This window comes from Amycolatopsis heterodermiae (genome assembly GCF_034929455.1).
GTDB lineage: Bacteria > Actinomycetota > Actinomycetes > Mycobacteriales > Pseudonocardiaceae > Amycolatopsis > Amycolatopsis heterodermiae.
The window spans coordinates 134,813-161,284 of the sequence record NZ_JAYFSI010000013.1 but is presented as its reverse complement, the minus strand read 5'-3'; the positions used below and the strand labels follow the sequence as shown (position 1 = coordinate 161,284).

Genomic DNA, 26,472 nt, shown 5'->3' with positions numbered 1-26,472 from the left:
ATGGCAGAAATCGTCCTCGACAAGGTGTCGAAGAAGTACCCCGACGGCGCGCTCGCGGTGTCCGAAGTGGACATCACCATCGCCGACGGCGAGTTCATCATCCTGGTCGGCCCGTCGGGCTGCGGGAAGTCCACCACGCTGAACATGGTGGCGGGGCTGGAGGACATCTCCGCCGGTGAGCTGCGCATCGACGGCAAGCGCGTCAACGAGAAGGCCCCGAAGGACCGGGACATCGCGATGGTGTTCCAGTCCTACGCGCTGTACCCGCACATGAGCGTCCGCGAGAACATGGCCTTCCCGCTGCGGCTGGCCAAGGTGGACGACAAGACCGTGCGGGCGAAGGTGGAGGAAGCGGCGACGATCCTCGACCTGAACGCGCACCTGGACCGCAAGCCGGCCAACCTCTCCGGTGGCCAGCGCCAGCGCGTCGCGATGGGCCGGGCGATCGTCCGCAACCCCAAGGCGTTCCTGATGGACGAGCCACTGTCCAACCTGGACGCCAAGCTCCGCGGCCAGATGCGGACGTCGGTGTCGAAGATCCAGAAGCAGCTCGGCACGACGACGCTCTACGTCACGCACGACCAGACCGAGGCCATGACCCTCGGCGACCGGGTCGTGGTGCTGCGCGGCGGTTACGTGCAGCAGATCGGCGCACCGCAGTTCCTCTACGACAACCCGGCGAACCTGTTCGTAGCGGGGTTCATCGGCTCCCCGTCGATGAACTTCGTGCCGGCCACGCTGGAGAACAACGAGCTGCGCACGCCGCTGGGCGTCACGCCGCTCACCGACCGGATCCGCCGCCTGGTGGAGAAGGCGGACGCGCCCCGCGAGGTGCTCGTCGGCATCCGGCCGGAGCACTTCGAGGACGCGGCGCTGGTCGAAGCCGGCCAGAAGACGGGCGGCGGCACCTTCACCGCGCACATCGACGTCCTCGAGTCGATGGGCTCGGAGAAGTTCGCCCACTTCACCGTCGAAGGCGAGACCGCCACGTCCGCGGAGCTCGCGGAACTGGCGGCGGACAGCGGCTCGGCCGACGTCCCGGGTTCGGAGTCCCAGATCGTGGCCCGCCTCTCGGCGGAGTCGGCGGCGAAGGAGAACTCCGACCTCGAGGTCTGGTTCGACGCGGACAAGGTCAAGCTGTTCGACCCGTCCAACGGCAAGAACCTCACCTACGAGGACTAGGCAGGTCTGTGAAGGCCTCCTTGAGGGACTCCATGTCTCTCAAGGAGGCCTTCACGGCTTTCAGGCCTTCGGCAGCCGCGGCAGGATCGACGTCGCGGCCGAGCGGGCCAGGGCGCACGTGCCGTCGCCGGCCGTGCCCGCCGTCTCCACCACGCTGATCTCCGCCAGTTCGCGCCGTCCGGGCAGGCCCGGCGCGGGCTGGGTGGTGTCGACCAGGCAGAACGCGCCCTCGGTCCGGACCCGGGCCTCGCGGCCGCCGAGCGTCTCGGCCGGGCCGGCCGGGGACGCCGTCTCCACCGTCAGCTTGAGGCCCACGTTGCCGCGGATGCAGGCGTGCCCGGTCAGGCCGGCCGTGGGCCGGGAGTCGGCGCCCGCCGCGGCGTCGACGTCGTGGGTGTCGAGCAGCGCGCACGGCGCGATGCCGCCCCACGACCGCTCCGGGAAGCTCAGCCGCCCGACCTTGCCCGCCGTGATCGTGGCCAGCGCCGAGCCGACCGCCGCGTCCGCGGTCTTGCACCGCGACGCCGGGTCGCCGGCGTCGCTGTCGGTCACCGACAGCTCGAGCCGGGTGCCGTCGGCGAACGTGATCGCGCGGCGGCAGGCGCTCTGGTCGTCGAACGTCGACTGCTGCACCGCGACCCCGTCGGGCATCGGCCCGAGGTAGTCGTACGGCTTGATGTTCGGGTCGTCGTCGGACGCCAGCGGCCCGACGAGGACTGTGCGCGGTCCGAGGACGGCCTGGCAGTTCTCGAACGTCGGGACGGCGGTCGCGCCGGGGGCGACCGCGGCCGCGTCGAGCAGGCTGCAGTAGTCGACGGTGGCGTAGTCGCCGAGCGCGGCGGACGCCGTCAGCGGCGAGGGCCCGGACTGGTCGGCGGGGGCGGGCGCCGCCTCGGTGCCCGCGCAGCCCGCCGTGAGCAGGGCGCAGAGCATCGCGACGACCAAGGACTTCAGGCGCGGGTACACGGGGTGCAAGTATCACCACATCGGCGCGAAAAACCAGCCCTGACGGGGACATCTCTCACTATTTTCCGCAAGCCGCGCGACAAACGCGCAGGTCGCCGGATCTTCCGGCGCACCGGCGGCGGTTTAGCCGGTCTCCGAACAACTTTCGCCTTCGCCGTCCCCTAAGGGAGTTTGTGGTCCGCGCGAGTGATGCGGAAGCGGGTACTCCGATGGTGAAGTGGGAACAACAGGAAGTTCGAGGAAAGGGAAAGACGATGAGCGCACCGGTCACCCGACGGCTGAGCCGCCCGCACCACGGTCGCATGATCGGCGGCGTCTGCGCGGCCCTCGCGCAGAGGTGGGGCATGAAGACCGGCACGGTACGGCTGCTGGCCGTGCTGTCGTGCCTGCTGCCCGGCCCGCAGTTCGTGGCCTACCTCATCCTGTGGGCGGTCGTCCCGTCCGAGTGACGGACGCGGGAAAGCCGAGCCAGGCGGGGATTTCGACGCCCGCCTGGCTTTTTGGTGCGCTATCCGGCTTTCTCAGGGCCGCCAGGAGCACATCGCTTCGTCGATCTCCCGCTCGTCCAGCGGCGGGTGCGGCAGCTCCGTGGCCTTGCCGGGCTCGGCGCGGAGGCCGTCGAGCAGCATTCCCAGGCAGCGCCGCCACAGGGTGGGGTCCACCGCGCACGTGAACTCGACGACCGAGCCGACCATCATGTGCAGCAGCGGGAGGTCCGTGGGGGCGAAGTCGGCCCGCAGGCCGCCCGCCGCCTTGGCCCGCTCGACGAGCTGTGTGATCAACGGCACCATGCGTGCTTTCGCGTCCGCGACGTGCTCGTGGCCGAACTTGTTCGACAGCATGATCTCGCGCAGGCCGCGGTCCGTCGAATGCAGTTCGGCCGCCTTCCACGTGAAGTCGACGAACGCCTGCCACGGGTCTTCGGCCAGCAGCGCCTCCGCGGCGAGGTCGCCGATTTCCTCCATGCGCTCGGCGAACATCGCCTCGACCAGGTGTTCCTTGCTGGGGAAGCGCCGGTAGACCGTGCCGACGCCGAGACCGGCGTGGTGCGCGATGTCGTCCAGGGTGGCTTCGAGGCCGCGCCGGCCGAACACCTCGCGGGCGGCCTGGAGGATGCGGCGGCGGTTCAATTCGGCGTCACGCCGCAGCGGCCGCGCCGGTGCGGCGGGACTCGCGTCCCGTGTCATGCGTCCCATCCTACCAATCAAGTAGAGGCACCTTCTCCGGTTCTTGTGTACCTTGGGCCACGTAAGGGGAGATACCTACTCCACATAGCTTCCTGATCACTTTCAGTGAGGACACCCATGACCGAGTCCACGCTCGTCGTCGCGCCGTCGGGGGACGCGCGCGCCGCCGAGAACCCCCACCACGCCAGACGGTGGCTGATCCTGGTGATGATCGGCCTGGCGCAGCTGATGGTCGTCCTCGACGCGACCGTCGTGAACATCGCGCTGCCCTCGGCCCAGCTCGACCTGGGCTTTTCCAACGACGCGCGGCAGTGGGTCGTCACCGCGTACGCGCTCGCGTTCGGCAGCCTGCTGCTGCTCGGCGGGCGGCTCGCGGACCTCTTCGGCCGCAAGAACACGCTCCTCGCCGGCCTGGCCGGCTTCGCCGCGGTGTCCGCGCTCGGGGGAGCGGCGAGCAACATCGAGATGCTGCTGATCGCGCGTGCGGCACAGGGTGTGTTCGGCGCGCTGCTCGCGCCGGCCGCGCTTTCGCTGCTGACCACGACGTTCACCGACCCGAAGGAACGCGGCCGCGCGTTCGGCGTGTTCGGGGCCATCGGCGGTGGCGGCGCGGCGGTCGGGCTGCTGCTCGGCGGCGTGCTGACCGAGTACCTCGACTGGCGCTGGTGCATGTTCGTCAACATCATCTTCGCCGTCGTCGCGTTCGTCGGCAGCTCGATCCTGCTGCGCAACCAGCGTGACGCCGGCCCGCGCCCGAAGCTCGACCTGCCGGGCACGATCACCGCGTCCGCCGGTCTCTTCGCCCTGGTCTACGGCTTCGCGAACGCCGAGTCGGACTCCTGGTCGTCGGCCTCGGTGTGGGGCTTCCTCGCGGCCGGTGTGGTGCTGCTGGGCGTCTTCGTGTGGCTGCAGCAGCGCGTCTCGCACCCGCTGCTGCCGCTGCGCGTGCTGCTCGACCGCAACCGCGGCGGCTCGTACCTGGCGATGTTCCTGCTGGCCATCGGCATGTTCGCGATCTTCCTGTTCCTGACGTTCTACGTGCAGCAGAACCTGAAGTTCACGCCGATCCAGAGCGGTGTCGGCTTCCTGCCGATGGTGGCGACGCTGATGCTGGCCGCCACGACGGCGACGGCCGTGCTGCTGCCGCGCTTCGGCCCGCGGCCGCTGGTGCCCACGGGCATGGCGATCGCCGCGGTCGGCCTGTTCTGGCTGAGCAACATCGGCCTGGACAGCACCTACGCCTCCGGTGTCCTCGGCCCGCTGCTGGTGATGGGCTTCGGCATCGGACTGGCGATGGCGCCGGCGATGAGCGTCGCGACGTTCGGCGTCGAGGCGCACGACGCCGGGGTCGCCTCGGCGGCGGTCAACACGATGCAGCAGGTCGGTGGCTCGATCGGCACGGCGCTGCTGTCGACGCTGGCCGGCAACGCGGCGACGTCGTACCTCGCGAACAAGGTGCCGTCGCCGCAGCTGGTGGCCGAAGCCTCGATCGAGAGCTACACGACGGCCTTCACGTGGGCCGGCGTCATCTTCGCGGTCGGCGCGGTGCTCAGCGGCCTGCTGCTGCGCTCGGGCGCTCCGAAGGGTGAGGCGGCACCGGGCGTCGTCCACATGTAAAGCCCGCTTGAACCGATCCGGCCCTCCGCGCACTAGTAAGGGTGAGAATGTGCGAAGGAGGGCCGGATGGGGGCTTCGAGAGACCTCGACTTCAGCGAGTACTTCGGGGCGCGGGTGCAGCGGTTCCGGCGGGTGGCGTTCGCGCTCTGCGGGGACTGGCACGGCGCCGAAGACCTCGTGCAAGCCATGTTCGTCCAGCTGTACCGGCGGTGGCGCCGGGTCCGGCCGGACACCGTCGACGCCTACGCGCGTCGCATCCTGCTGAACGCGTTCCTCGCCGGGCGCAAGAAAGCCGTCCGTGAGCACGTGACGTCCGATCCACCCGATCGGGCGTCGTCCCCGGACCACGACAGCCACGACCGCGTCGACCTCGAGCGCGCCCTGACCGGGCTGACGCCGAGACAGCGCGCGATGGTCGTGCTGCGGTTCCTCGAAGACCTGCCGGTGGCCGAGGTCGCGGCGCTGCTCGGCGTCGCCGAAGGCACCGTGAAGAGCCAGACCGCCCGCGGAGTCGAGGCGCTGCGTGCCGCCCTCCCCGCGCCGACGACGACGGAGGAGTGGTGATGGAGGACCTCGACGTCCGGTCCGCGCTCACGGCGTACGTGACCGAAGGCGAACCCCCGATCGGCCTCGACGGGGACACGATCCTGGCGAAGGGCCGCCGCTCCCGGCGCACCCGGCTGCTGGCGGCGTCCGCGGGCGTGCTGGTGGTGCTGCTGGCGCTCGGCGCGGCCGTGATCGCGTTGCCCCGTCAGGGAGAGATCGCCGGACCCGCCTGCCCGTCGGCGTCGGCGGGGGAGACGCGGGAGCAGATCGTCGACCGGCTGAGCTGCGTCGTCGGCAACGCGGTGCGCTCGATGCTGCCGTCGGGCGCGAAGGTGGAACGGCTGACGATCCCGGGGGAAACCCCGCCGGCGGACCCGTTCCACCTGGTCGCCGACGCGGTGGGGGACGCGCCGCGGGAAGCCCTGTTCCACATGGGCGTCCGGGTCACCGACGAGCGTGGTTCGGGTTCGGTCTACTTCACGGCGCTGCTCGGCGACGGCGGTTTCGGGATGGCGCGCTGCGGTACCGCCGTCCCGGACCAGGTGAGCTGCGAAGTCGAGCAGCTGAAGGAAGGCGGCCTGCGGAAGGTGACCGAAAGCGCGAACGGCGTGCTGACGTACCGCGCGTCGCTGCTCGTCGCGGGGACGAACATCGAGTTCTCGGCGAACAACAGCGGCGTGCTGGTGCAGCGGGGTGTGCGGGTTCCGGTGCAGCGGCCGGAACCGGCGCTGAACGCCGCGCAGGTCAGGGGGCTGGCGCTCACGCCGGGTCTCGGCTGAAGATCCACTTTGGACCGAGGTACCCGATCGGGTGGTAGACACCGAAGTGTTCGCGTGGTGCGGTGGAAAACCCGATCGAGTGTTAAGGGGTGGACCTTGCGGGAGCCAGAGGTGGCGCCGGATCTCGTGGACGCCGCCCGGCGGCTGGCCGCCGCGGTAGCGGAGGCCGGAGCCGCCGACCGGGAGTCGATGGCCGTCGAATTCGCGCGGGAGGTACTGGCCTCGCGCGGCGGCGAAGCCCGATTCGCCACCTTCTACGAAAAGTGCCCGTCCGGCGTGGTTCTCGTAGACCCCAAGGGAATGATCGGGGCGGCCAACCCGGCTTTCCTGAAGCTGGCGCGGATCGGCGACGAAGACGAGCTCCTCGGCACGCGCGCCGAGGAGCTGGGGGCGACCGCGCGGGACCGGTCGGCACTGGCCGCGGCCCTCGAGGCCGGTGACCGCGTGCTGGACCGGCTCGCGATCCGCTCCCGGCCCGACGCCTCCCGGCTCGTCCGGCTGACGGCGACGACGTTGCCGGGCGAGCGTTCCCGGTACCCGATCCTGATGTTCGAGGACACGCACGAACTGCGGCGGCTGCAGGAGACCATCCAGCACCAGAGCCTGCACGACCCGCTGACCGGCCTGCCCAACAGCGCGCACTTCCGCTCCCGGCTCGAGGGGATGCTCGCCGACCGCGACCAGGGGCGGATCGGGTTGGTGTTCCTGGACATCGACGGTTTCAAGGTCGTCAACGACGGCCTCGGCACCGAGGTCGCCGACAAGGTGCTGCGCGGCGTCGCGGGCACGCTGCGCGCGGTTTTCGCCCCCGCCAAGGGTTTCGTGGCCCGGCTCTTCGGCGACGGGTTCGCCGTGGCGCTGCGCGGCGAGCTCGAGCCGTCGGCGGTGGTGAAGCTGGTCGAGCAGACCATCGGCGAACTGGCGAAACCCGTCTACGCCCAGGGGGTCGGGGTCGGCGTGAGCGCCAGCGCGGGCATCGTCGTCGCGGAGGTGCCGGGAGCCGAGCACGGCGAGCTGATCCGTTCCGCGGAAGTGTCGCTGCACCGCGCGAAGGAGCTCGGCAAGGCGCAGTGGGTGGTGTTCGACCCGCAGTCGGGCCGCGGCGACCGCGACCGCTACCGCCTCGCCGCGGCCATCGCCGGCGCGCTGGAGCTGGGGCAGATCACCGTCGTCTACCAGCCGCACGTGGTGCTGCCGGACGCCCAGATCGTGACGTCGCTCAACGCGGCCCTGCTGTGGAACCACCCGACCCGCGGCCGGCTGCGGGCGGAGGAGTTCTACGCGCTGGCGGAGACGACCGGGATGACGGTGCCGCTCGGCAAGCACCTGCTGAGGAGGGCGCTGGAGACGAAGGCGAGCTGGCAGTCCAGGTTCGGCGACGGCGCACCCATGGTGTGCCTGACCCTGCCCCGCCGCATGGCGATCGACGCCGACCTGGTCGCCATGGTCCGCGCGGAGCTGGACCGCGCGGGTCTCGAGCCCAAGCACCTGATGCTGTGCGCGGACGCGGAATCCCTGATCGACGACCGCGGCGACCTGATCGACTCCCTGGGCCACCTGGCCCGCCTCGGGGTGCTGTTCGTCCTGAACATCACGGGCCTCCCGGAGCTGGAACTGATCCCGGCCCACGAGATCCCGGCCCCGGCGGTGATGCTGCGCGGCCCGATAGTCGACGTCCTGGCCGCGGACGACGCCCCGGCGTGGGCCCGCCGCAACGTCCGCCAGCTGGTGGAACGCGCAGAGGAGATGGGCGTGAAGGTCGGCGCGTACGGCGTGGTCTCCCAGACCCAGGCGGAGCTGCTGTACGGGCTGGGGGTGGTGGTCGCGTCGGGGAGTTACCAGCCGGAGTACCAGACCAGCTCGGAGGCAGAGGTCTGGATGGGGCGCACCTTCCCGATGGGCTGAGCCGCCAGGGCCCTTCGGGTCAGGTCCGCTTGCGGCTCGCGATCTCGTCAGAGATCTGCTGCACACGGGCGGGGTCCGCATCCCGGGCGAGGGAGACGTAGTGGTCCATGACAGTCGGCCGGTAGCGCACCGGAAACGTCTTTCCCGGAGCGAGTCGAGTGAGCTCGGTGATCGTGAGGTCTTCGTCGGCGATACCGCGGAACGAGAGGCCGCCGACGGTCTCCACGTCGAACATCAGGACCACGCGTGGATTGCTGTTGACCTCCCGCCAGTCGACGAGAACACCGAGCGCAAGCGCCCCCGTGCGCAATTCCGCATTGCGCTTCCGCGCGTCACCGCTCAGGAGCGGGTTCGGGGCGACGCCCGGGAAGCCGGGCCCGACGCCGAGCGATTCCCGGCTCAGGTCCGGCCTGAGCCGCGCCATCAGGTCGTTGAGGTCGTTCACACCGCTGGGCTTCTTCTTCCGGCCGAACACCCTGCCCCCTCCTAGCTCCGCTGGCTCCGCAGCTGCTCGATCACTTCGTCGTCCCACCGATGGGTCCGGATCAGGCGGTACCGCTCCGCCGCCACCCACATGTACGCCTCGGCGTCCGTCCGATCACCGACCATCCCCGCCTGCCGCAGCATTCCCACCACCGGGACGAACTCCTCCTCGAACCAGCGGTGGGCGATGCTCACGCGGTCGCAGAACTTGCCCTCGTCCTGCATCAGCCGGAAGCCCCACGCTTCCACGTGCTCGCCCAGTTTCGCGTAGTCCCACGGGTCCGTGACGATCACCGACGCGCGGGCGTGGCCGGTCAGGGGGACGCGCTCCAGGAACAGCCTGCGGTAGTCCTTGACGATCAGGTCGCCGCGGTGGCGGATGCCGCTCGGGTCGAGTTTGGTGCGGACCACCGTCACCGATGCCTCTATTGTGGACAGTCCCTGCGCGTGGGCGACCGAGACCCGGTGGTGGCCGTCGATGATGAAGTGCAGCTCGCCGACGCGGTAGACCTCGATCGGCGGGATGTCCTCGCCGCGGCGTGCGGCCAGGGCCAGCCGTTCCCAGCGTTCGCGGACGCGGCCGGACGTCGGGCGGAAGCGGCGGTCGAAGTCGCGGCTGCGGTCGACCGTGCCGGCGATCGAGTCCAGCTTGATCACCCGCAGGCCGATCCGGCTCTCGCCCTGGTAGCCGAGCGCCTCCACCACCTCGTGGAACGGCAGCATGATGTTGACGTCGTCGGGCTCGCGGCGCAGCCACGTCGAAAGGCGCGAAAGCACCTGCTGACGCCGGGCGCGCAGGAAGTCGTTTTCGGCGTCCGCGCGCGGGAATCCCGTCTCTTTCACGATAACTCCATGATCCGGTGGCCCACCACGTTGCGGATCCGCGTGGCCCCGACGACCCGGTCGGGCACCGGCTCGCCGTGGGGGTGGATGTGCCCGTGCAGCAGCCACTTCGGGCGCAGGCGCTCGATCGTCCGGTGCAGGCAGGAGAACCCGCGGTGCGGCGGGTCTTCGCGGTCGCCGAGGTCCAGCGGCGGTGAGTGCGTCAGCAGGATGTCGACGTCACGGCCGTCGCGGCGGTGCCGACGGCGGGCGCGCCGCTCCAGCGCGCGGGCCCGGCGTCCCTGCTGGGCCTGCGTCCACTGGTTCGGCCCGTCGTTGTAGCGGATCGAGCCGCCGAGCCCGGCGAACCGGATCCCGGCGACGTCGACCACCCGGCCGTCGGCGTTGACGCCGCCCGCCGGGCCCGGCCAGACCGTCGGGAAACCGTCCTTCATGGACAGTCCGCCGTAGCGGGTGTAGCCGCTCAGGTCCGGGTCGTGGTTGCCGGGCACGAACACGCACGGCGCGTCCAGGGCGCTGGCGAGGAACGCCAGGTAGTCGTAGGGGAGGTCGCCGGCGCCGATGACGAGGTCGACGGGGCGGGTGCGGACCGCGTCGGTCCACAACCGCTCGTCCACCTCGTCGGCGACCACCAGCGCTTTCGTCACGGACCCAGGGTACGACGCCCGGGCCTCACTTCATGCCGTGCGCGAACCCGGGGTCGGCGACGATGACGAAAGTGATGACGAAGATCCACAGCAGGCTGAGGGCGAGGGCCCAGGCCTTGAGGTTGGACAGCATGCGAGGCATCACGAATTCTCCGATTCCGGCGGTGGGGAAAAAGGGGACCTAGAGCCAGCCGTTCTTCCGGAATATTCGGTACAGCAACAGGCAGATCGCCAGGATCACGGTGATCACCAGCGGGTACCCGAACTTCCAGTGCAGTTCGGGCAGGTAGTCGAAGTTCATGCCGTAGATCCCGGCGATCATCGTCGGCACCGTGATGATCGCCGCCCACGACGTGATCTTGCGCATGTCGGTGTTCTGCTGCAGCGAGATCTTCGCGACGGTCGCGTCGACCAGGGTGGACAGCAGCTCGTCGAACGCCGCCACCCGCTCCGACACGGTCGTGAGGTGGTCGGCGACGTCGCGGAAGTAGGAGCGGACCTCGTCGGGCACCAGCCGCGTGTAGCCCTCGGCCAGCCGCTGGACCGGCGTCGCGAGCGGCATCACCGCGCGGCGCAGCTCCAGGACCTCCCGCTTCATCAGGTAGATCTGCTCGGCGCTGACCTGCGACCGCGGCGCGAAGACCTGCGCCTCCATCACGTCGATGTCGTTCTCGATCCGGCCCGTGACGTCGAGGTAGTGGTCGACGACGTGGTCGGAGATGGCGTGCACGACCGCGGCCGGGCCGAGCTGCAGCCGCTCCGGGTCGTCGTCCAGCTCGCGGCGCAGCCGGGCCAGTCCGGAGTGGTTGCCGTGCCGGACGGTGATCACGAAGTCGCGGCCGAGGAACACCATCAGCTCGCCGGTCTCGACGATCTCGTTCGCCGTGGTCGGCGACTCGTGCTCGACGTACCGGACGGTCTTGACCACCAGGAAGAGCGTGTCGTCGTAGCGCTCCAGCTTCGGCCGCTGGTGCGCTTCGAGCGCGTCTTCCACGGCCAGCTCGTGCAGCCCGAACGTCTCCGCGATGCCCTGGATCTGGTTCGCGTCGGGCTCGTGGAGCCCGATCCAGACGAACCCCTCGTGGCGCTTGCGGACCTCCTTGATCGCCTCGATGTGCGTCCAGCGGCCGGGCAGGCGCTTGCCGCCGACGTACACCGCGCAGTCCACGACGTAGGCGGACAGCGGCACCGGGATCGGCCGGACGGGGACGGCCTTGGCCCGGCTGTTGCCGCGGCCACGAAGGCCGCCGAGCGAGGGAATGGCAGGCATGGGATCTCCTGGGCGTCGTGCGTGGTCGTGCGAGACGACTGACCAGGGGCGGAACGCGTCCGCCCGGCGACACCAGCGTTCCCGGGAAGGGGCCTACCGAGAGATGAGCCGGCCGGCGGGTGAGGTGGGAACGCTGGGACTACTAGGGAGCGGACTATCGCCACTACTCATCGAGTTCCTCACCTCCTTCGGCCGGGTACAGAGTGGCAGGGCTCGCGTTGACGAGCGACAACCAATGGTTGAGGGTACTCCTCACTACGAATGCGTGTCGTACCAGGCTCACGCGGTGTTACGCGGAACAGGAGAGACGAGTGCAGTTCGGGCGGTACTACGAGGAGTTCGAGGTCGGTGCGGTCTACAAGCACTGGCCGGGCAAAACGGTCACCGAGTACGACGACCACCTGTTCTGCCTGATCACCATGAACCACCACCCGCTGCACCTCGACGCGCACTACGCCGAAGAGACGACCGACTTCGGCAAGAACGTCGTCGTCGGCAACTACGTCTACTCGCTGCTGCTGGGCATGTCCGTGCCGGACGTCTCGGGCAAGGCCATCGCGAACCTCGAGGTCGAGTCCCTCAAGCACGTCAAGCCCACTTTCCACGGCGACACCATCTACGGCGAGACCGAGGTGCTGGACAAGACGCCGTCGAAGTCGAAGGACGACCGCGGTGTCGTGTACGTCGAGACCCGCGGGTACAAGCAGGACGGCCTGATCGTGTGCACCTTCCGGCGGAAGGTGATGGTCCCGAAGCGCTCCTACGGGGAGACTCGGGGCGGGGAACAGCCGGGCCGGCCGACCCCGCACGAGTGATCGGGACGCGCTGATGGACTTGGACCGGATCAAGGGCGTATTGCGCACGTTCGCGGAAGTCGAGGCGCGCGGGGTTTCGCCGCTGTACGACCACCTCGCGACGCAGGCGGCCGAGGACGACGACGTCGCGGGGCTGCTGAGCGCCGCCCGCGACGGTGAGGCGCGCGCGACGCTGCTGATGGCGACCGCGCACCGGCTCGTCCAGGCCGACCCGATCCACCCGCTGTCGCGGTACTACCCGTCCCTGGGCGGGTTCGACGGCGTCGACTCGGAAACCTGGCCGCTGTTCCGGTCGTTCCTGCTGGAACGGGCGGACAAGGCCCGCGCGCTGATCGCGTCGCGCTACACCCAGACGAACGAGGTCCGCCGCGCCGCGCTGCTGTACCCGGCCGTCGCCCGGGCGGCGAAGGAGGCGGGCGGGAAGGTCTCGCTGCTGGAGGTCGGCTGCAGCGCCGGCCTGCTGCTGGGCCTGGACCGCTTCGGCTACCGCTACCAGTGCGACGGCGGCGAGCAGCTGACGGCGGGCCCGGCCAAGGCCGCGGTCGGCCTGCACTGCGCGCTCGACCTGGCCCCGGGCGCGGTGGCGCCCAAGCTGCCGAAGAAGCTCGCGGTGGTCGCGCGCGCCGGGCTGGACCGGGCCCCGGTCGACGTCTCGGACGAGGACGAGCTGGCCTGGCTGGAGGCGTGCGTCTGGGCCGACCAGCCGGACCGCATCCGGCTGCTGCGCACGGCGGCGGCCGAGCAGGCCAAGCACCGGCCCCCGCTGATCACCGGGGACGGTGTGGACGACCTGGCCGCGGCGGCCGCGACGCTGCCGTCAGAGACGCCCCTGGTCGTGCTGACGAGCCACGTCCTGGCCTACTTCGGGGCCGACAAGCGCGCGGCGTTCGTCGACGCGCTGGCGGCCCTGGCGGCCTCGCGGCCGGTGTGGTGGGTCTCGGAGGAGTTCTACGGCGCGGCGCTCGAGGGTGTGCTGCCCGGCCGAGGCGACCTGGTCGGTGACGGTTTGGCCACGCTGGGCGTGGTCCGCTGGGACGACGGGAAGCCGGAGGCGCACGCACTGGCCCGCACGGCGCCCCACGGGCAGCGGATGACCTGGCTGCCGGTCTAGCAGTCCCCGAAACCACCCCGATGCCGCGGGCTCAGGCCCGCGGCAGGGCGTTCCAATCGCGCAGCGTCACGTACAGGAGATCAACGAGCCGGCCGGTCGCGTCCATGTCCGAAAGGTCTGCCGCATCGGACCAGCGGGCGTCCGTGGCGTCGTCACCCGCGGTGAGCACGCCGCCCGTGACGCGGCAGGCGTAGTCGTGGATTTCGTAGCGGCCGCGGGTCACGGTGCCGATCACTGTGCCCGGAATCACGTCGAGACCCGTTTCCTCCCGCATCTCGCGGATCACGGCCGTTTCGTCCGATTCGCCGGGTTCGACTCGTCCGCCCGGCAGCGACCATTGCCCCGAACCGGGGTCATTGGCCCGCCGGATGAGCAGTAATCGGCCCTGGTCGTCGTACGCGATCCCGCCGACGCAGCGGACCGTGGTGTCGATGGAGCCCTCCATATCCCGAAGGGTAGACGTGACCGACTTGAAAACCGATGTCCTGTACACGGAGAGTAGCCGTGCGGTACACTCTGGACCGCGTACTGACCCAAGCGCGGGACTTTCCTCCCTCGCGCCCCTTCAGTGCGGTACAACGTAAAAAGTCAGGATTTACCTCTTGTCCGGTGTCACCGTAAGAGACGGGATTTGATCGCGGTGAACGTGAAGAAGATTGCGGGCCTCGCCGGTATCGCGTTGGTGCTGTTCTTCGTCATTGCCCAGCCCGGTCAGGCCGCGGGCCTTGTCGGCAACATCGTCGACTTCCTGCGCAGCTCGGCCGAATCGGTGATCACCTTCGTCAGTAACGTGTTCAAGGGCTGACAGGGGGCTACCCTCGAACCATGTTCGCGCCACGCGACCCCGACGAGTACCTCCTCGACACCGAGCGGCGGGTCATCCGGATCCGCCGCCACTGGGCGGTGCTGCTGTGGGACACCTTCGAGGCGGCGGCTCTGCTCGCCATCTGCGTCCTGGTGTCCTACCTGCTGCCACCTGCGCTGTACATCGGCCAGAACATCCTCTGGTACGTCGCGCTGCTCGTCGTGCTGCGGTTCGCCTACGTGGTGATGGAGTGGTGGGTCGAGCGGCTGGTGGTCACGGACAAGCGGTTCGTCATGACCACCGGGGTGTTCACGACCAAGGTGCTGATGATGCCGATCAGCAAGGTCACCGACCTCAGCTACGTGCGCACGGCGACCGGCCGCATGATGGGCTACGGCACGATGGTGGTCGAGTCCGCCGGTCAGATCCAGGCGCTCAACAAGATCGACTTCCTGCCGCGGCCGGAGGAGTTCTACGACACGATCTCCGAGCTGGTCTTCGGCGACAAGCAGAAGCAGGCCGAGCGCTTCTCGATGATCAAGGCCCAGCGGGCCGCCCGGGGCAAGAAGCCGGTCGGCTGACTCATCCCGGCGCACGTGTGACGTAGCGCATCGTCGACAATGGTCACGATGCGCATCGACCTGCACGCCCATTCCACCGCTTCCGACGGCACCGACTCGCCGGCCGGGCTCGTCGCCGCGGCCGCGAGAGCCGGGCTCGACGTCGTCGCGATCACCGACCACGACACCACCGCGGGCTGGGCCCCGGCCACCGCGGCCATCCCGCCCGGCCTGACGCTGGTGCCCGGCGCCGAGCTGTCCACCGTCTCGATCAACCCCGAGACCGGCCGCCAGATCAGCGTCCACCTGCTGGCCTACCTCTTCGACCCGACCTCCGAGGCCGTCGTCGCCGAGCAGACCCGCCTGCGGATCGAACGCCGGACGCGGCTGCGCAAGATGGCCGAGCGGATGGCGGCCGACGGCCTGCCGATCGACGCCGACGAGATCTTCGGCCTGCTGCCCGAGGACTCGCCGCCCGGGCGCCCGCACCTGGCCCAGGCGCTGGTCCGGGCCGGGCTGGTCAAGTCCGTCGACGAGGCCTTCGCCGACTACCTGAACCCCCGCCGCGGGTACTACGTCGCCCGCCGCGACACCCCGGTCGAAGAGGCGATCGACATGATCGCCGCGGCCGGCGGCGTCACGGTCATCGCGCACCCCTTCGCCTTCAGCCGCGGCGCCACGATCAGCGAGGACACCCTCGCCGGGCTGGCCGCGCACGGGCTCACCGGCGTCGAGGCCGACCACCCGAACCACGACCCGGCCACCCGCGCCCGCACCCGCGCGCTCGCCGGCGAGCTCGGCCTGCTGGTCACCGGCTCGAGCGACTACCACGGCACGAACAAGACCATCGCCCTCGGCGAGTGCACCACCGACCCGGGGCAGCTGGACGAGCTGATGGCGCGCGCGACCGGTTTCCAGGTCGTGAAGGGCTGAAATGGCGATCGCCGACTTCTTCGACGCCAAGCTCTTCATGAGCGCGACGATCACCCTGATCGTCATCATGGACCCGCCCGGCACGGTGCCGGTGTTCCTGAGCCTGGTCGGCCGCAAGCCGCTCGCGACGCGCGCCCGCGCCGCCCGGCAGGCCGTCCTGGTGTCACTGCTCGTGATCAGCCTCTTCGCCGTCGCCGGCCAGGCGATCCTGGCCTACCTCGGCATCGGCATCCCGGCCCTGCAGGGCGCGGGCGGCCTGCTGCTCCTGCTCATCGCGCTGCAGCTGCTGACCGGCGGGGGCCACGAGCAGGAGGCGGCCACCGAAGACGTCAACGTCGCGCTCGTGCCGCTCGGCACGCCGCTGCTGGCCGGGCCGGGCGCGATCGCCGCGACCATCGTGTTCGTCCGGCAGGCCGACGGCCACGTCGGCGCGTACATCGCCCTGGCCCTGGCCATCGTCACGACGCACTTCGTGATCTACATCTGCATGCGCTACTCCGGCGTCGTCATCCGGCTGATCAAGGAAAGCGGCATCACGCTGCTGGCCAAGGTGGCCGGCCTGCTGCTCGCGGCGATCGCCGTCGAGCTCGTCGCGAACTCCGTGCGCGGCTTCATCGCCGGCGGCAGCTGACCCCCGCCACTCGGGTTGTCCTGCCGGACAGGATCCGGCCGGTGCGTTGACATCGTTGGCGCGCCTCCCGCAGCCTGAATCTCAACTCAGCGGTTGAAACGATTCAAGCGCCTTGCGGAGGCCTCGATGAAGTGGCTCAGAGCAGTCCTGCCGGTCACGGTGCTGGTGGCGAGCGGCGTGGCGGCGGTGCCCGCGGCGACCGCCGTGGCCGCGCCGAGCTGGCAGAAGTACGTCGTCGCACCCGCGAGCCGGGACGTCCGTCCGGTGCGCGTGCTGTCGACCACCGGCGACGTCACCAACCCGAACGGCCTGCTCGGCCGCGGCGTCACGACGCTCAAGCGACAGGCGCCGCCGCCGAAGCCGGCCTGGCCGGGCGGGACGACCGCGGCCGCGTCGTCGTTCCACGCCCCGAACAACGGCGGCAACGGCCAGCCGCGCACGTACGACCCCGGCAACGCCGTCGACGGCAACACCGACACGTTCTGGAACGACGACACGATCGGCGCCTACCCGGACGTCCTGACCATCACCTCGGGCGCGCCCGTCGCGCTCCCCGGCGTCACCGTGCTGTCCAGTGTGGACGGTGTGCCGCAGGACTACACGGTCGAGGTGCTGGACGGCGGCGCGTGGCGCACCGCGGCCACCGTCACCGGCAACACCGACGTGCAGCGCACGGTGGCGTTCGACCGCGCGGTGACGACCACGCAGGTCCGGATCACCGTGACGAAGGACCAGGCGACGCCGTCGGGCGAGTTCAGCCGGGTCACCGAGGTGTGGCCGGGCCTGGTCGCCGACCCGCCGACGCCGGTCGCGGTGCTCGACTTCGGCAAGGTCGTCTCGGGGTACCCGAAGATCTCCTTCGCCGGCGCGTCGGCGAACCACCCCGGAATCCGCGTGTCGACCTCGGAAACCCAGCAGTACCTGGGAGAACGCTCCGACTTCTCGCGGTCGGACTTCTCCGGCGGCCCGGGCAGCGACCAGATCGCCGTGCCGGTGCAGCCGACCGTCTGGCGGGACACGAAGGGCTGCCAGAGCGGCACGCAGGTGTGCGCGGACGGCCTGCGCGGCTTCCGCTACCTGCGGATCAGCCTCGACGCGCTCGCGTCGGACGCGCCGCTGACCCAGGCGTCCGGCGAGGTGCGGATCACCGGCGTCTCGCTCGACTTCACGCCGTTCCTCGGCACGCCGAGCACCTACAAGGGCTGGTTCGAGTCGTCCGACGACGCCCTGAACCGCTACTGGTACAACGCTTCCTACACCAACGAGCTGGGCATGGACACGTTCCGCGAGTCCGATGTGGACCCTCGTGGCGCGTTTTCGCCGTCGCTCGACGGGAAGGTCGTGCTGCACGACGGCGCGAAGCGCGACCGGGACCCGTACGTCGGCGACGTCGCGATCTCCGGGCTGACCCAGTACCTGACGCACCAGGACGGCACGGCGGCCCGCAACGTGCTCGCCGACCTGGCCGACCACCAGCGCGCGGACGGCTGGATCCCGCCCGCGTCGATCAACGACTACACGCTCCCGCTGTTCGACTACCCGCTCTGGTGGGTGACCGCGAGCTGGGACTACGTGCTCTACACGGGCGACACCGGGTACGCGTCTTCGTACTACGCGAACCTCGTCAAGACGCTCGACGCGTGGTACCCGTCGGTCACCGACGCGCACGGGTTGCTCTCGAAGGGCCTCAACGGGACCGGCGGCTACGGCGACTACGCGTTCCTCCCGCGGACCGGCGAAGTGACGTACTACAACGCGTTGTACGTCCGCGCGCTTCAAGGCGCAGCCGGGCTCGCTCGGGCGACCGGGCACGCCGCTGACGCGGATCGCTGGCTCTCGCGGGCGTCCGGCGTCGCGGCGGCGGTGAACCAGTACCTGTGGGACCCGGCGGCGGGGGCGTACCTCGACTCGGCGACGGGCGCGGTGCGGCACGGCCAGGACGGCAACAGCCAGGCGATCGTCGCCGGGATCGCGTCGCCGGCGCAGTCTTCGTCTTCGTTGGCGCGGCTGGCCGCCGGGGCCCTGCCGTACGGGAACCCGTTCATGGACAACGACACCCTGGTCTCGGACGGCACCAAGCGCGTCTACGCGTTCACGTCGTACCCGGAGCTGGTGGCGCGGTTCCAGACGGGCCAGGCGGCGTCCGCGATCGACCAGATCAAGCGGATGTACGGCTGGATGACCAGCCACGACCCGGGCATCACGGACTGGGAGGGCATCGGCGACGGCGGTTCGCACTACGAGCAGGGCTACACGTCGGCGGCGCACGGCTGGTCGACCGGCGTCGTGCCGGCGCTGACGAACGAGCTGCTGGGCGTCTCGCCGACGTCACCCGGCTTCGCGACGTGGCAGGTGGCGCCGAAGCCGGGCAACGTCGCCTGGGCGCGCGGCGCGGTGCCGACGCCGAAGGGCGCGCTGTCGGCGTCGTGGACCCAGGTCGGTCCGGTGTTCTCGCTGACGGTGACGGCGCCGCGAGGGACGTCCGGCTCGCTGGTGGTGCCGGCCGGTCGTGTCGTGCTGCTGGACGGGCATCCCGTGCGGAGCACGACTCTGCAGGTGAGCGGCGGCACCCACACGGTGCTCGTCGTGAAGTAGCGGTGCTTTCCGCGCGGGGCGGCCCGCCCCGCGCGGAAAGTGTCGGTGGTGGTGCGTAGCGTGGGGAACCGTGAAGGAGCAGATGGGCTTCGATTTCGGTGTCGCGCAACCGGTGCGGCTGACGAAGGTGTCGCCGGCGCGGCTGGCCACCTTCGACGACTGCCCGCGCCGGTACCGCTTGTCGTACCTGACGCGGCCGACCCCGCAGCGCACCGGGCCGTGGGCGCACAGCACGCTCGGCGCGGTGGTGCACAACGCGTTGCGGGCGCTGTTCGACCTGCCGGCGGCCAAGCGGGTGCCGCAGCGGGCCGTCGCGCTCGTCGCCGAGCACTGGAAGGACGCCGGTTTCGAGGACGCCGAGCAGGCCGCGCGCTACCGGGCGCGGGCGAAGGGCTGGGTGGCGGAGTACGTCGAGGACAACGACGTCACCCACGACCCGGTCGGGCTCGAGCGCTGGGTGTCGGCGCCGGTCAGCGCGACGCCGGGGGAGCGTCCGTCGATGATCATCGAAGGCCGTACGGACCGCATCGACCAGCGTGACGGCGAGCTGGTGATCGTCGACTACAAAACGGGCCGCCGCCCGCCGGACGAGTTCGAGGCGCGGGCGTCGCAGGCGCTGGCGCTGTACGCGGTGGCGTCGTCGCGCACGCTGCGCACGCCGTGCACCACGGTCGAGCTGCACCACCTCCCGACCGGCACGATCGCCGCGGCCGAGCACACCCCGGAGAGCCTGCAACGGCACCTGCAACGCGCCGAAGAGACCGCCGGTGACCTGAGGCTGGCCACGGATACCCTGGACGCGGGCGGCGACGAGAACGTGGTGTTCCCGGCCCGCCCAGACCGGCGCTGCGCTTGGTGCGACTTCAGGCCGAGCTGCGCGGTGGGCCAGGAAGCAGCCCCGCAGGCGCAGCCGTGGGACCTGCTCGCGCCCTGAACAGGAGAGAAAGTGGCCGCACCGGAAACCGAGGAACTGGCAACGGTCCCACTGCCGACCCCAAGGCCGAACACCGACCCAACGGCGCCTCAGCCGGTCGCAGCGGAGGCGGCACCGGAGGCGGAGCCCAGCGCAGCTGGCGCGGCGCCCGTCCCCGAGCCTGGCGCGGACGAGCGAGGCGCCGGCGCCGACGAGAAAGCTGCCACAGCCAGCTCGGATGAAGCTGCTTCGCCGGAAACCGTCGAGCAAGCGGCAGGCAAACCGGCCAAACAGGGCGGCCGCTGGTGGCGCGGCTTCACCGGCTCACTGGCCGCGGGCCTCACGGTCCTGGCCATCGGAGTGCTGGTGGTAGCGGGAGTCTGCCTGTACACGGACGCCCCCGGCCCCGGCCCGGTACTGCTGATCGGCCACCCGATCGCCGCGGCACTGGCACTGCTGGCCCAGCGAGTCGCCGACCGCCGCAACGGCCTCCCCGCCGCTGGCGCGGGGATCGCGGTGGTCCTGTTCGTGGTCTCCGCGCTGACCCTCTTCTGGCTCACCTGACGAACCCGCCCGCAGCCTGCGTGACCAGCCCCGAAACTCGCATGACCGGCTGCGGATCTCGCTTATCAGCCAGGATCTCGCCCCCCAACTCGCGTGATCAGTCCCAGATCTCGCGTGTTCACGCCCGCAAGGGTGTGACCAGCGCCGGAACTGGCGTGACCGGCACTGAATCTCGCGTGACCAGCCCCGGTTCTCGCGTGATCAGGCCGCAACTCGCGTGACCAGCCTCGGATCTCGCGTGACTAGCGCCGGAAATGGCGTGACCAGCTCGGATCTTGCGTGACCGGCCGTGAAACTCGTGTGACCAGGTCCAGAACTGGCGTGACCGGCCCCGAAATTCGCGTGACCGGCCGGAACTGGCGTGACCAGCTTCGGATCTCGCGTGATTAGCTCCGGAACTGGCGTGACCAGCCGGACCTCGCGTGACCGGCCCCAAAACTCGCCTGATCGGCTCCGGATCTTGCGCGATCAGCCCCGGAACCCGCGAGTTCCGGCCCCAATCACGCCGGTCACGACCTGGATCAAGCGAGTTCCGTGCCTGAACACGCGAAACCCATGTGATCAGGCGGGCATCTCACGTGATTGGAGAGGCATCACGCGTGATCCAGAGGGCATCTCGCGTGTCTGAAGGGGCATCTCGTGTGATTGGGCAGTCGACACGTGTGTTTGGCGGGTCGACACGAGTGGCTGGGGAGCCAACTCGTGGGACCGGGAGGGCGACTCGTGTGATGGGGGAGTCGACTCGCGTGGTTGGCGGGTCGACACGTGTGATTGGAGAGCCAACTCGCGTGATTGGGGAGTCGACTCGTGATGGGGGAGTCGACTCGCGTGATTGAAGGGTCGACACGTGTGATGGAGTCGACTTGGGGGCTGGGTTACTTCAGGGCGGTTAGGGTGGTGCCGCGTTCTTCCAGCAGGACTGGGCCGGCTGTGCCCAGCCGGACCGGGCCCGTGTAGCCGCGGCGGTCCACGCCCACCGTGCGGATCGTGGAGCCGTCGTTTTCGTTCAGTACCGCCAGGCCGCCCTTGATGGGGACCACCAGCTGGCTCGCGAACGTCACGCCCGGGCCCATTGCGCTGCTCAGGGTCCAGCGCGGCGAGAGGTCGTCGCGGGACATGGCCACCACCTTCGAGCCGCTGAACCAGTACACGCCCGCCGCGGTCTGGGTGGTCGCTTCGGTGCCGCTCGGGGGGTCGGCGGCGAGGTCGGCCGCCGGGACGTCCAGGGGGTAGGCCGTGCGCTGGGAACCGTCGCCGTTGAAGACCACCAGGAGCTTCTGGTCCGGCAGGACCACCGCCGTCAGGTCGCCCGACATCGCGATCACGCGCGCCCGCTTGCCGGCCAGCACGGAGCTGAACGCCACCTGGGGCTCGTCGTCCTTCTCCGGCGCCGCCTTGTAGACGGTCAGGCGGTCCGCCGGGTCGCCCGGGCAGCGCTCGATGACGCCGACCTTGCCCGACGCCGCCGCGACCGTGCCGTACGTGCAGCCGGTGCGCGGCTGCTTGCCCGCGTTGACCAGCGCCGGGACCTGGCCGTACTCGGCGCTCTGCACCAGGTCGTCGCGCCAGGTGTCGAGCAGCTTCTTGCCGGTGGTGGTCACGTGCGAGCCGTCGCTGACCAGCTGGGTGCCCAGCTCGGCGTTGCCGTTGCGCTGGGCGGTGATCCGGCCGGTGCCCGGGTCGAGCTGCGTGACCTCGCTGCAGTTCTCCGTCTTGTGGTAGACGGCGTTGACCCGCCCCCACGTCTCGTTCATGGTGCACAACGGCAGATCACGCGTGTAGTGCCAGCGGATCTGCCCGGTCAGCGGATCGCGCGAGGCGACCTCGCCGCCGTCCGCCGTGACGACGGAATCGCCGCTGGACACCGGGACCGGCGTCGCGCCGCTGCGGGCGCTCCAGATCTCGGCCAGCGAGCCGGGCACCGCGTTCGGCGCCGCGGGCAGCGGCGGCGGCGGGTCCGCCTCGGTCCGGTCGGTCGCCGCGCTGTCGCTGGTCGTGCCGATGACCAGCGCGACCGCGACGACCAGCACCGCGATCACCGCGGCGAGCACGCGGTCCCGGCCGCGGTTCCAAGGCGAACGGCGTGCCTTGACCCGCGGCTCGGGCGGAGCGGGTTCGACGTCGTCAAGGACGTCTTCGGAGCCGTAAGCGGCTTCCGAAGGCTCTTCTTCGGGCAAGGGAGAAGCAGCCTTGTCCTCGTCGCTCACTTACCCGCTCCCCGCGCTAAAGCCTCAGTCTGCCGACGCAGGTGTATCAGAAGTCGCGGCCGGGCGGCGACGGCGGCGCCGCCGAGCCGGGCGTTCGGCGTTCTCGCCGGACTCCTTCTCCACCGGGCCGGCCGTCTCCGGAGCCGTGCCGCGGGTGCGGCGGCGGGTCCGGGTGCGGCCTTCGGCAGCGCCGTCTTCGGACGGGGCGGCCGCGTTGTCGGCGGCTTCGATCGCCTCGGCCGCACGCGAGCCGCCGCGGGTCCGCTTGCGCGGGGTGCGGTTGCGCTTGCGCGGCGCTTCCTCGGACGACGGCGACTCGGGGCCACCGGCCGCGGTGTTGCCACGGCCCTGGGCGCCACGGCCACGGCGCTTGCCGCCCAGGTCCTCTTCGACCTCGGCGCCCAGGCCCGCGCGGGTGCGCTTGGCCAGCGGCAGCCGCCCGGTGGTGCCCTCCGGGATGCCCAGGTCCTCGTACAGGTGCTTCGAAGACGAGTACGTCTCCACCGGCTCCGGCTTGTCGAGGCCCAGGGTGTCCGAGATGAGCTTCCAGCGCGGCATCTCGTCCCAGTCGACGAGCGTGACGGCGACACCGGTGCGGCCCGCGCGGCCGGTGCGGCCGATGCGGTGGACGTAGGTCTTCTCGTCGTCCGGGCACTGGTAGTTGATCACGTGCGTGACGTCGTCGATGTCGATGCCGCGGGCGGCGACGTCGGTCGCGACCAGCACGTCGACCTTGCCGGAGCGGAACGCGCGCAGGGCCTGCTCGCGGGCGCCCTGGCCCAGGTCACCGTGCACGGCCGCCGCGGCGAACCCGCGCTCGACCAGGTCGTCGGCCACCTTCTGCGCGGTGCGCTTGGTGCGGCTGAAGATCATCGTGAGGCCGCGGTCGGACGCCTGGAGGATGCGGGCGATGACCTCGGGCTTGTCCATCGAGTGCGCCCGGTAGACGAACTGCGTGGTGCGCTCGTGGATCGCGCTCGCGTCGTTCTCCTCGGCGCGGATGTGCGTCGGCTGGTTGAGGAACGTGCGGGCCAGCGTGATGATCGGCCCCGGCATGGTGGCCGAGAACAGCATCGTCTGGCGCTCGTCCGGCACCATCCGCAGGATGCGCTCGATGTCGGGCAGGAAGCCCAGGTCGAGCATCTCGTCGGCCTCGTCGAGCACCAGGCCGCGAACCTTGCCGAGCACCAGGTGCTGCTGCTCCGCGAGGTCGAGGAGGCGGCCCGGGGTGCCGATCACGACGTCGATGCCCTTGCGGAGCGCCTCGATCTGCGGCTCGTAGGGGCGGCCGCCGTAGATGGCCAGGGTGCGGATGCCGAGGTGCTTGCCGGCGCCCTTGAGGTCGTTGGCGACCTGGATGCACAGCTCGCGGGTCGGGACCACGACGAGCACCTGCGGGGTGCCGTCGCCCGGCACCTCGACGCGGTGCAGCAGCGGGACGCCGAAGCCCAGCGTCTTGCCCATGCCGGTGCGGGCCTGGCCGATGAGGTCGTCGCCGGCCATCGCCAGCGGCAGGGTGAGTTCCTGGATCGCGAAGGTCCGCTCGATGCCGACCTCGGCGAGGGCCTTGATGATCTCCGGCTTGACGCCGAACGACGCGAAGGTCGGGGCCTCGGGCTCGACCTCGACGCCCGCCTGCAGCGGGTGCGACGTGTCGAGCGCGGCCGGGCCGGTCTCGCTGTGTTCCAGCGCGACGGCGGGGGAGTTCTGTTCGGTTGTGGGGTTTTCTGCGGTCAGGGTGATCGCCTCTCTCGTGACCAGCGCGCACAACCCTGAGTCCCGTTTCGACACTCGACCGGGAGTAAACCCTGGTTCCCAGCGCTGATGTGAAGCGCGGAACCGGTCCGTCCCGGGAATGCCGGAAGAGGCGTGCACGCACATTGCAGTACGTCGGCCAGCCTCCTGGCCAGCCTGTTTCCCGACCGCCGGTATGGCGTACGGAAGCTCTAATCAAAGGCAGTGTACCTGGTCAGCAGTTTTTCAACAGTACCCGGCACGCCGGAGGCAGTGGGATCGGTCTCGTCCCGACACGCCCGGGTGCTTCGGCGATACCCTGCTGCCGTGACCGACCCGAAAGAGATCACCGAAGGCGTCGTCGACCTTCTGGGTGTGATCGCCTACCTCGAGCTGTCCGCGTTCGACCGGCTGGCGGAGGACGCGCGCAGCGCCCCCACGCTGGCCGGGCGGGCCGCGCTGGCGGCCATGGCGGCCGCCGAGATCGGTCACTACGGCCTGTTGTCCGCGCACCTGGCCGCGCACGGCGTCGCGATCGAGGACGCGATGGCGCCGTTCCCGAAGCACATCGACGACTGGCACGCCTCCACCCCGCCGAAGTCGTGGCTGGAGTCGCTGGTCAAGGCCTACGTCGGCGACGGGCTCGCCGCCGACCTCTACCGGGAGATGGCCAGCTGGCTGGACCCCGAGACCAAGGACCTGGTGCTCACCGTGCTGGCCGACACCGGGCACTCCGCCTTCGCCGAGCGCGAGGTGGCTGCCGGGATCGAAGTCGACCCCAAGACCCGCGACAAGCTCGCGCTGTGGGGGCGCCGCCTGCTCGGCGAAGCCCTCACGCAGGCCCAGTACGTCGTCGCCGAGCGCGACGGCCTGGCCGAGCTCATCATCGGCGGATCGGGCGACCTCTCCGGAATTGCGGCACTGTTCCGGCGGTTGCAACAGGGGCACACGAAGCGCATGCAGGCGCTCGGCCTGGGCTGATCCCGATGGAGTACCGAGACACGACGAAGTGGCCGGGCGCGGACATGCGGCACCGCAACGACCCGGTTCGGTTAGCCTTGCCGAGCACATCCCTTACGAATTTCCAGCGGAGGTCCCACGTGGAGGTCAAGATCGGCATCAAGGACACCCCGCGCGAGCTGGTGGTGTCCAGTGGCCAGTCTCCCGAAGAGGTGGAGAAGCTGGTCGCCGAGGCCCTGACGGCCGGTGACGGGCTCTTCCGCCTCAGCGACGAGAAGGGCCGGAAGTACATCGTGCCCTCCGACCGCATCGCCTACGTCGAGATCGCGCCGTCGGACGTCCGCAAGGTCGGCTTCGGCGTCGGCGACTGACAGCACACTGACGGCTCGATTCGGAGCCGTTGACACCAGGCCACGGCCGGTCTCGCTCCCCGGAGCGGACCGGCCGTCCGCCTGACCGGGTCTTCGGGACGGCGCCCGGACGTGGTCGCCCCTCACCCGTTTCGTGGCCTTCTCGGCGGTCGCGCTCATCGCGTCGGTGGCCTGCCGTCGCCGGATCGGGCGCGGCCCCGCTCGAACGGGCGATGACGCGGCTCCAGCCGTGGCCGGAACGGTCCTGCCCCAGGTTCACCGGATCGGTGAGTTCTTGTTGGTGTGTCGGGGTTTCGCCCTCTAGCTTCGGCTGGCGATCCGGCGCCGCGGGGCCCGGACGGGCACTCTCTCGGAGCGGTAGATGACCACTGTCGAACCCACGGCGACCGCCGTGGCGGATCTCGTGCGGAACACCCTGTCGACGCACAAGTCGCTGTTCCTCGCCACCTCGGGCAGCGACGGGTCCTGGGTCGGCGGCGTGTACTTCGCCGAGAGCGACCCGTTCACGCTGAACCTCGTGCTGGAGCGGCGCGGCCGGACGCTCGCGGCGATCCAGGAGAACCCGGTGGTCTCGCTGGTCGTGTCGACCGGCTCGCCGATGCAGCCGTTCCTCCAGGCGCAGGCGCTGGCGGAGATCGTGGCGGGCGAGCAGGACACGCGGGTGCGCGAGCAGCTGGTCGCGAAGGTCCCGGAGGCCGCGCCGTTCCTGGACGCCCCGGTCGCGGCCGTCCGCCTGAGCGTGCGTGGCTGGCGCGCCACGGACATCGCCAACGGCTGGCTGCCGGGCCGCGACCTGCCGGCCCCGCGCGTCGCGAACTGAGCCAATCCCGGCACGGCCACCGCGCGGG

Annotated in this window: 27 protein-coding genes; 18 read left to right on the top strand and 9 right to left on the bottom strand. The window is 70.5% G+C overall.

What is annotated here, in order from left to right; all coding sequences use genetic code 11:
- Window positions 1–1,182, top strand: coding sequence for an ABC transporter ATP-binding protein (locus VA596_RS40005; protein WP_323334520.1), 1,182 nt, complete (start codon window positions 1–3; stop codon window positions 1,180–1,182).
- A 60-nt stretch (window positions 1,183–1,242) separates the two neighbouring features.
- Here the strand turns inward: VA596_RS40005 and VA596_RS40000 are convergent, their stop codons facing one another.
- Complete coding sequence (locus VA596_RS40000) at window positions 1,243–2,148, bottom strand: hypothetical protein (RefSeq protein ID WP_410171962.1); 906 nt, start codon at window positions 2,146–2,148, stop codon at window positions 1,243–1,245.
- Between the two features lie 254 nt (window positions 2,149–2,402).
- On the opposite strand from VA596_RS40000, the gene VA596_RS39995 reads away from it, so the two are divergent.
- Window positions 2,403–2,597, top strand: coding sequence for a PspC domain-containing protein (locus VA596_RS39995; protein WP_323334518.1), 195 nt, complete (start codon window positions 2,403–2,405; stop codon window positions 2,595–2,597).
- Between the two features lie 72 nt (window positions 2,598–2,669).
- Here VA596_RS39995 and VA596_RS39990 read toward each other — a convergent pair whose 3' ends face one another.
- Window positions 2,670–3,335, bottom strand: a complete 666-nt coding sequence (locus tag VA596_RS39990; protein WP_323334516.1) for a TetR/AcrR family transcriptional regulator — start codon at window positions 3,333–3,335, stop codon at window positions 2,670–2,672.
- A gap of 117 nt (window positions 3,336–3,452) precedes the next feature.
- Between VA596_RS39990 and VA596_RS39985 the strand changes: the two genes are divergently transcribed.
- From VA596_RS39985 to VA596_RS39970, 4 genes are all read left to right on the top strand, one after another.
- Window positions 3,453–4,952, top strand: coding sequence for an MFS transporter (locus VA596_RS39985; protein WP_323334514.1), 1,500 nt, complete (start codon window positions 3,453–3,455; stop codon window positions 4,950–4,952).
- A 66-nt stretch (window positions 4,953–5,018) separates the two neighbouring features.
- Complete coding sequence (locus VA596_RS39980) at window positions 5,019–5,516, top strand: SigE family RNA polymerase sigma factor (protein ID WP_323334512.1); 498 nt, start codon at window positions 5,019–5,021, stop codon at window positions 5,514–5,516.
- On the top strand, window positions 5,516–6,277 hold the full coding sequence (locus VA596_RS39975; RefSeq protein WP_323334511.1) for a hypothetical protein: 762 nt from the start codon (window positions 5,516–5,518) through the stop codon (window positions 6,275–6,277). Before VA596_RS39980 ends, VA596_RS39975 begins: the two co-directional genes overlap by 1 nt.
- A gap of 96 nt (window positions 6,278–6,373) precedes the next feature.
- The gene (locus VA596_RS39970) at window positions 6,374–8,182 is read left to right on the top strand and encodes a diguanylate cyclase domain-containing protein (protein WP_323334509.1); all 1,809 of its coding nucleotides are present in this window, start codon (window positions 6,374–6,376) and stop codon (window positions 8,180–8,182) included.
- 19 nt (window positions 8,183–8,201) lie between these two features.
- On the opposite strand, the gene VA596_RS39965 is transcribed toward VA596_RS39970, so the two are convergent.
- From VA596_RS39965 to corA, 4 genes are all read right to left on the bottom strand, one after another.
- Window positions 8,202–8,657 carry a hypothetical protein gene (locus VA596_RS39965; protein ID WP_323334507.1) on the bottom strand — a complete coding sequence of 152 codons (456 nt, stop codon included), beginning with the start codon at window positions 8,655–8,657 and terminating at the stop codon, window positions 8,202–8,204.
- Between the two features lie 11 nt (window positions 8,658–8,668).
- Window positions 8,669–9,508, bottom strand: coding sequence for a chromosome partitioning protein ParB (locus VA596_RS39960; protein WP_323334505.1), 840 nt, complete (start codon window positions 9,506–9,508; stop codon window positions 8,669–8,671).
- Window positions 9,505–10,155, bottom strand: coding sequence for a metallophosphoesterase family protein (locus VA596_RS39955; RefSeq protein ID WP_323334503.1), 651 nt, complete (start codon window positions 10,153–10,155; stop codon window positions 9,505–9,507). The genes VA596_RS39960 and VA596_RS39955 overlap by 4 nt, the downstream gene beginning before the upstream one ends.
- Window positions 10,156–10,336: 181 nt before the next feature.
- Window positions 10,337–11,425 (bottom strand): magnesium/cobalt transporter CorA, encoded by a 1,089-nt coding sequence (gene corA / locus VA596_RS39950; protein WP_323334501.1) that lies wholly within the window; start codon window positions 11,423–11,425, stop codon window positions 10,337–10,339.
- Between the two features lie 311 nt (window positions 11,426–11,736).
- On the opposite strand from corA, the gene VA596_RS39945 reads away from it, so the two are divergent.
- Both VA596_RS39945 and VA596_RS39940 read left to right on the top strand, forming a co-directional pair.
- On the top strand, window positions 11,737–12,240 hold the full coding sequence (locus VA596_RS39945) for a MaoC family dehydratase (protein ID WP_323334499.1): 504 nt from the start codon (window positions 11,737–11,739) through the stop codon (window positions 12,238–12,240).
- A gap of 13 nt (window positions 12,241–12,253) precedes the next feature.
- A complete protein-coding gene (locus VA596_RS39940; protein ID WP_323334497.1) occupies window positions 12,254–13,351 on the top strand; it encodes a DUF2332 domain-containing protein in 1,098 nt (365 codons plus the stop codon).
- A gap of 31 nt (window positions 13,352–13,382) precedes the next feature.
- Here VA596_RS39940 and VA596_RS39935 read toward each other — a convergent pair whose 3' ends face one another.
- Window positions 13,383–13,796 (bottom strand): NUDIX hydrolase, encoded by a 414-nt coding sequence (locus VA596_RS39935; RefSeq protein WP_323334495.1) that lies wholly within the window; start codon window positions 13,794–13,796, stop codon window positions 13,383–13,385.
- 195 nt (window positions 13,797–13,991) lie between these two features.
- Here VA596_RS39935 and VA596_RS39930 point away from each other — a divergent pair, with 195 nt between their 5' ends.
- The 7 genes from VA596_RS39930 to VA596_RS39900 all read left to right on the top strand — a co-directional run bounded on the left by VA596_RS39930 (window position 13,992) and on the right by VA596_RS39900 (window position 20,352).
- Window positions 13,992–14,156: a hypothetical protein gene (locus VA596_RS39930; RefSeq protein WP_167379843.1), complete on the top strand. Its 165-nt coding sequence runs from the start codon at window positions 13,992–13,994 to the stop codon at window positions 14,154–14,156.
- A 20-nt stretch (window positions 14,157–14,176) separates the two neighbouring features.
- The gene (locus tag VA596_RS39925; RefSeq protein WP_125307077.1) at window positions 14,177–14,737 is read left to right on the top strand and encodes a PH domain-containing protein; all 561 of its coding nucleotides are present in this window, start codon (window positions 14,177–14,179) and stop codon (window positions 14,735–14,737) included.
- Window positions 14,738–14,776: 39 nt separating this feature from the next.
- Window positions 14,777–15,649, top strand: a complete 873-nt coding sequence (locus VA596_RS39920) for a PHP domain-containing protein (protein WP_323334492.1) — start codon at window positions 14,777–14,779, stop codon at window positions 15,647–15,649.
- A 1-nt stretch (window position 15,650) separates the two neighbouring features.
- Window positions 15,651–16,280, top strand: a complete 630-nt coding sequence (locus VA596_RS39915) for a MarC family protein (RefSeq protein ID WP_323334491.1) — start codon at window positions 15,651–15,653, stop codon at window positions 16,278–16,280.
- A gap of 126 nt (window positions 16,281–16,406) precedes the next feature.
- Complete coding sequence (locus VA596_RS39910; protein ID WP_323334490.1) at window positions 16,407–18,875, top strand: alpha-L-rhamnosidase-related protein; 2,469 nt, start codon at window positions 16,407–16,409, stop codon at window positions 18,873–18,875.
- An 82-nt stretch (window positions 18,876–18,957) separates the two neighbouring features.
- Window positions 18,958–19,809 (top strand): RecB family exonuclease, encoded by an 852-nt coding sequence (locus VA596_RS39905; protein ID WP_323334827.1) that lies wholly within the window; start codon window positions 18,958–18,960, stop codon window positions 19,807–19,809.
- A gap of 12 nt (window positions 19,810–19,821) precedes the next feature.
- Window positions 19,822–20,352: a hypothetical protein gene (locus VA596_RS39900; protein ID WP_323334488.1), complete on the top strand. Its 531-nt coding sequence runs from the start codon at window positions 19,822–19,824 to the stop codon at window positions 20,350–20,352.
- A gap of 875 nt (window positions 20,353–21,227) precedes the next feature.
- On the opposite strand, the gene VA596_RS39895 is transcribed toward VA596_RS39900, so the two are convergent.
- Together VA596_RS39895 and VA596_RS39890 are read right to left on the bottom strand one after the other, a co-directional pair.
- Window positions 21,228–22,559: an Rv3212 family protein gene (locus tag VA596_RS39895; RefSeq protein ID WP_323334486.1), complete on the bottom strand. Its 1,332-nt coding sequence runs from the start codon at window positions 22,557–22,559 to the stop codon at window positions 21,228–21,230.
- Between the two features lie 24 nt (window positions 22,560–22,583).
- On the bottom strand, window positions 22,584–24,200 hold the full coding sequence (locus tag VA596_RS39890) for a DEAD/DEAH box helicase (protein ID WP_323334825.1): 1,617 nt from the start codon (window positions 24,198–24,200) through the stop codon (window positions 22,584–22,586).
- Window positions 24,201–24,620: 420 nt separating this feature from the next.
- Here VA596_RS39890 and VA596_RS39885 point away from each other — a divergent pair, with 420 nt between their 5' ends.
- From VA596_RS39885 to VA596_RS39875, 3 genes are all read left to right on the top strand, one after another.
- Window positions 24,621–25,274: a ferritin-like fold-containing protein gene (locus tag VA596_RS39885; RefSeq protein ID WP_323334484.1), complete on the top strand. Its 654-nt coding sequence runs from the start codon at window positions 24,621–24,623 to the stop codon at window positions 25,272–25,274.
- 119 nt (window positions 25,275–25,393) lie between these two features.
- The gene (locus tag VA596_RS39880) at window positions 25,394–25,624 is read left to right on the top strand and encodes a DUF3107 domain-containing protein (RefSeq protein ID WP_086863970.1); all 231 of its coding nucleotides are present in this window, start codon (window positions 25,394–25,396) and stop codon (window positions 25,622–25,624) included.
- A gap of 361 nt (window positions 25,625–25,985) precedes the next feature.
- Window positions 25,986–26,444, top strand: a complete 459-nt coding sequence (locus VA596_RS39875; protein ID WP_323334481.1) for a pyridoxamine 5'-phosphate oxidase family protein — start codon at window positions 25,986–25,988, stop codon at window positions 26,442–26,444.
- The last annotated feature ends 28 nt before the right edge of the window (window positions 26,445–26,472 follow it).

Bases quoted from the DNA above. Each gene is read 5' to 3' on its own strand.
- VA596_RS39915 (WP_323334491.1), top strand. From the start codon at position 15,651: ATGGCGATCGCCGACTTCTTCGACGCCAAGCTCTTCATGAGCGCGACG.
- VA596_RS39910 (WP_323334490.1), top strand. From the start codon at position 16,407: ATGAAGTGGCTCAGAGCAGTCCTGCCGGTCACGGTGCTGGTGGCGAGC.
- VA596_RS39920 (WP_323334492.1), top strand. From the start codon at position 14,777: ATGGTCACGATGCGCATCGACCTGCACGCCCATTCCACCGCTTCCGAC.
- VA596_RS39990 (WP_323334516.1), bottom strand. From the start codon at position 3,335: ATGACACGGGACGCGAGTCCCGCCGCACCGGCGCGGCCGCTGCGGCGT.
- VA596_RS39985 (WP_323334514.1), top strand. From the start codon at position 3,453: ATGACCGAGTCCACGCTCGTCGTCGCGCCGTCGGGGGACGCGCGCGCC.
- VA596_RS39905 (WP_323334827.1), top strand. From the start codon at position 18,958: ATGGGCTTCGATTTCGGTGTCGCGCAACCGGTGCGGCTGACGAAGGTG.
- VA596_RS39995 (WP_323334518.1), top strand. From the start codon at position 2,403: ATGAGCGCACCGGTCACCCGACGGCTGAGCCGCCCGCACCACGGTCGC.
- VA596_RS39975 (WP_323334511.1), top strand. From the start codon at position 5,516: ATGGAGGACCTCGACGTCCGGTCCGCGCTCACGGCGTACGTGACCGAA.
- VA596_RS39935 (WP_323334495.1), bottom strand. From the start codon at position 13,796: ATGGAGGGCTCCATCGACACCACGGTCCGCTGCGTCGGCGGGATCGCG.
- VA596_RS39940 (WP_323334497.1), top strand. From the start codon at position 12,254: ATGGACTTGGACCGGATCAAGGGCGTATTGCGCACGTTCGCGGAAGTC.
- VA596_RS39875 (WP_323334481.1), top strand. From the start codon at position 25,986: ATGACCACTGTCGAACCCACGGCGACCGCCGTGGCGGATCTCGTGCGG.
- VA596_RS39980 (WP_323334512.1), top strand. From the start codon at position 5,019: ATGGGGGCTTCGAGAGACCTCGACTTCAGCGAGTACTTCGGGGCGCGG.
- VA596_RS40005 (WP_323334520.1), top strand. From the start codon at position 1: ATGGCAGAAATCGTCCTCGACAAGGTGTCGAAGAAGTACCCCGACGGC.
- VA596_RS39925 (WP_125307077.1), top strand. From the start codon at position 14,177: ATGTTCGCGCCACGCGACCCCGACGAGTACCTCCTCGACACCGAGCGG.
- corA (WP_323334501.1), bottom strand. From the start codon at position 11,425: ATGCCTGCCATTCCCTCGCTCGGCGGCCTTCGTGGCCGCGGCAACAGC.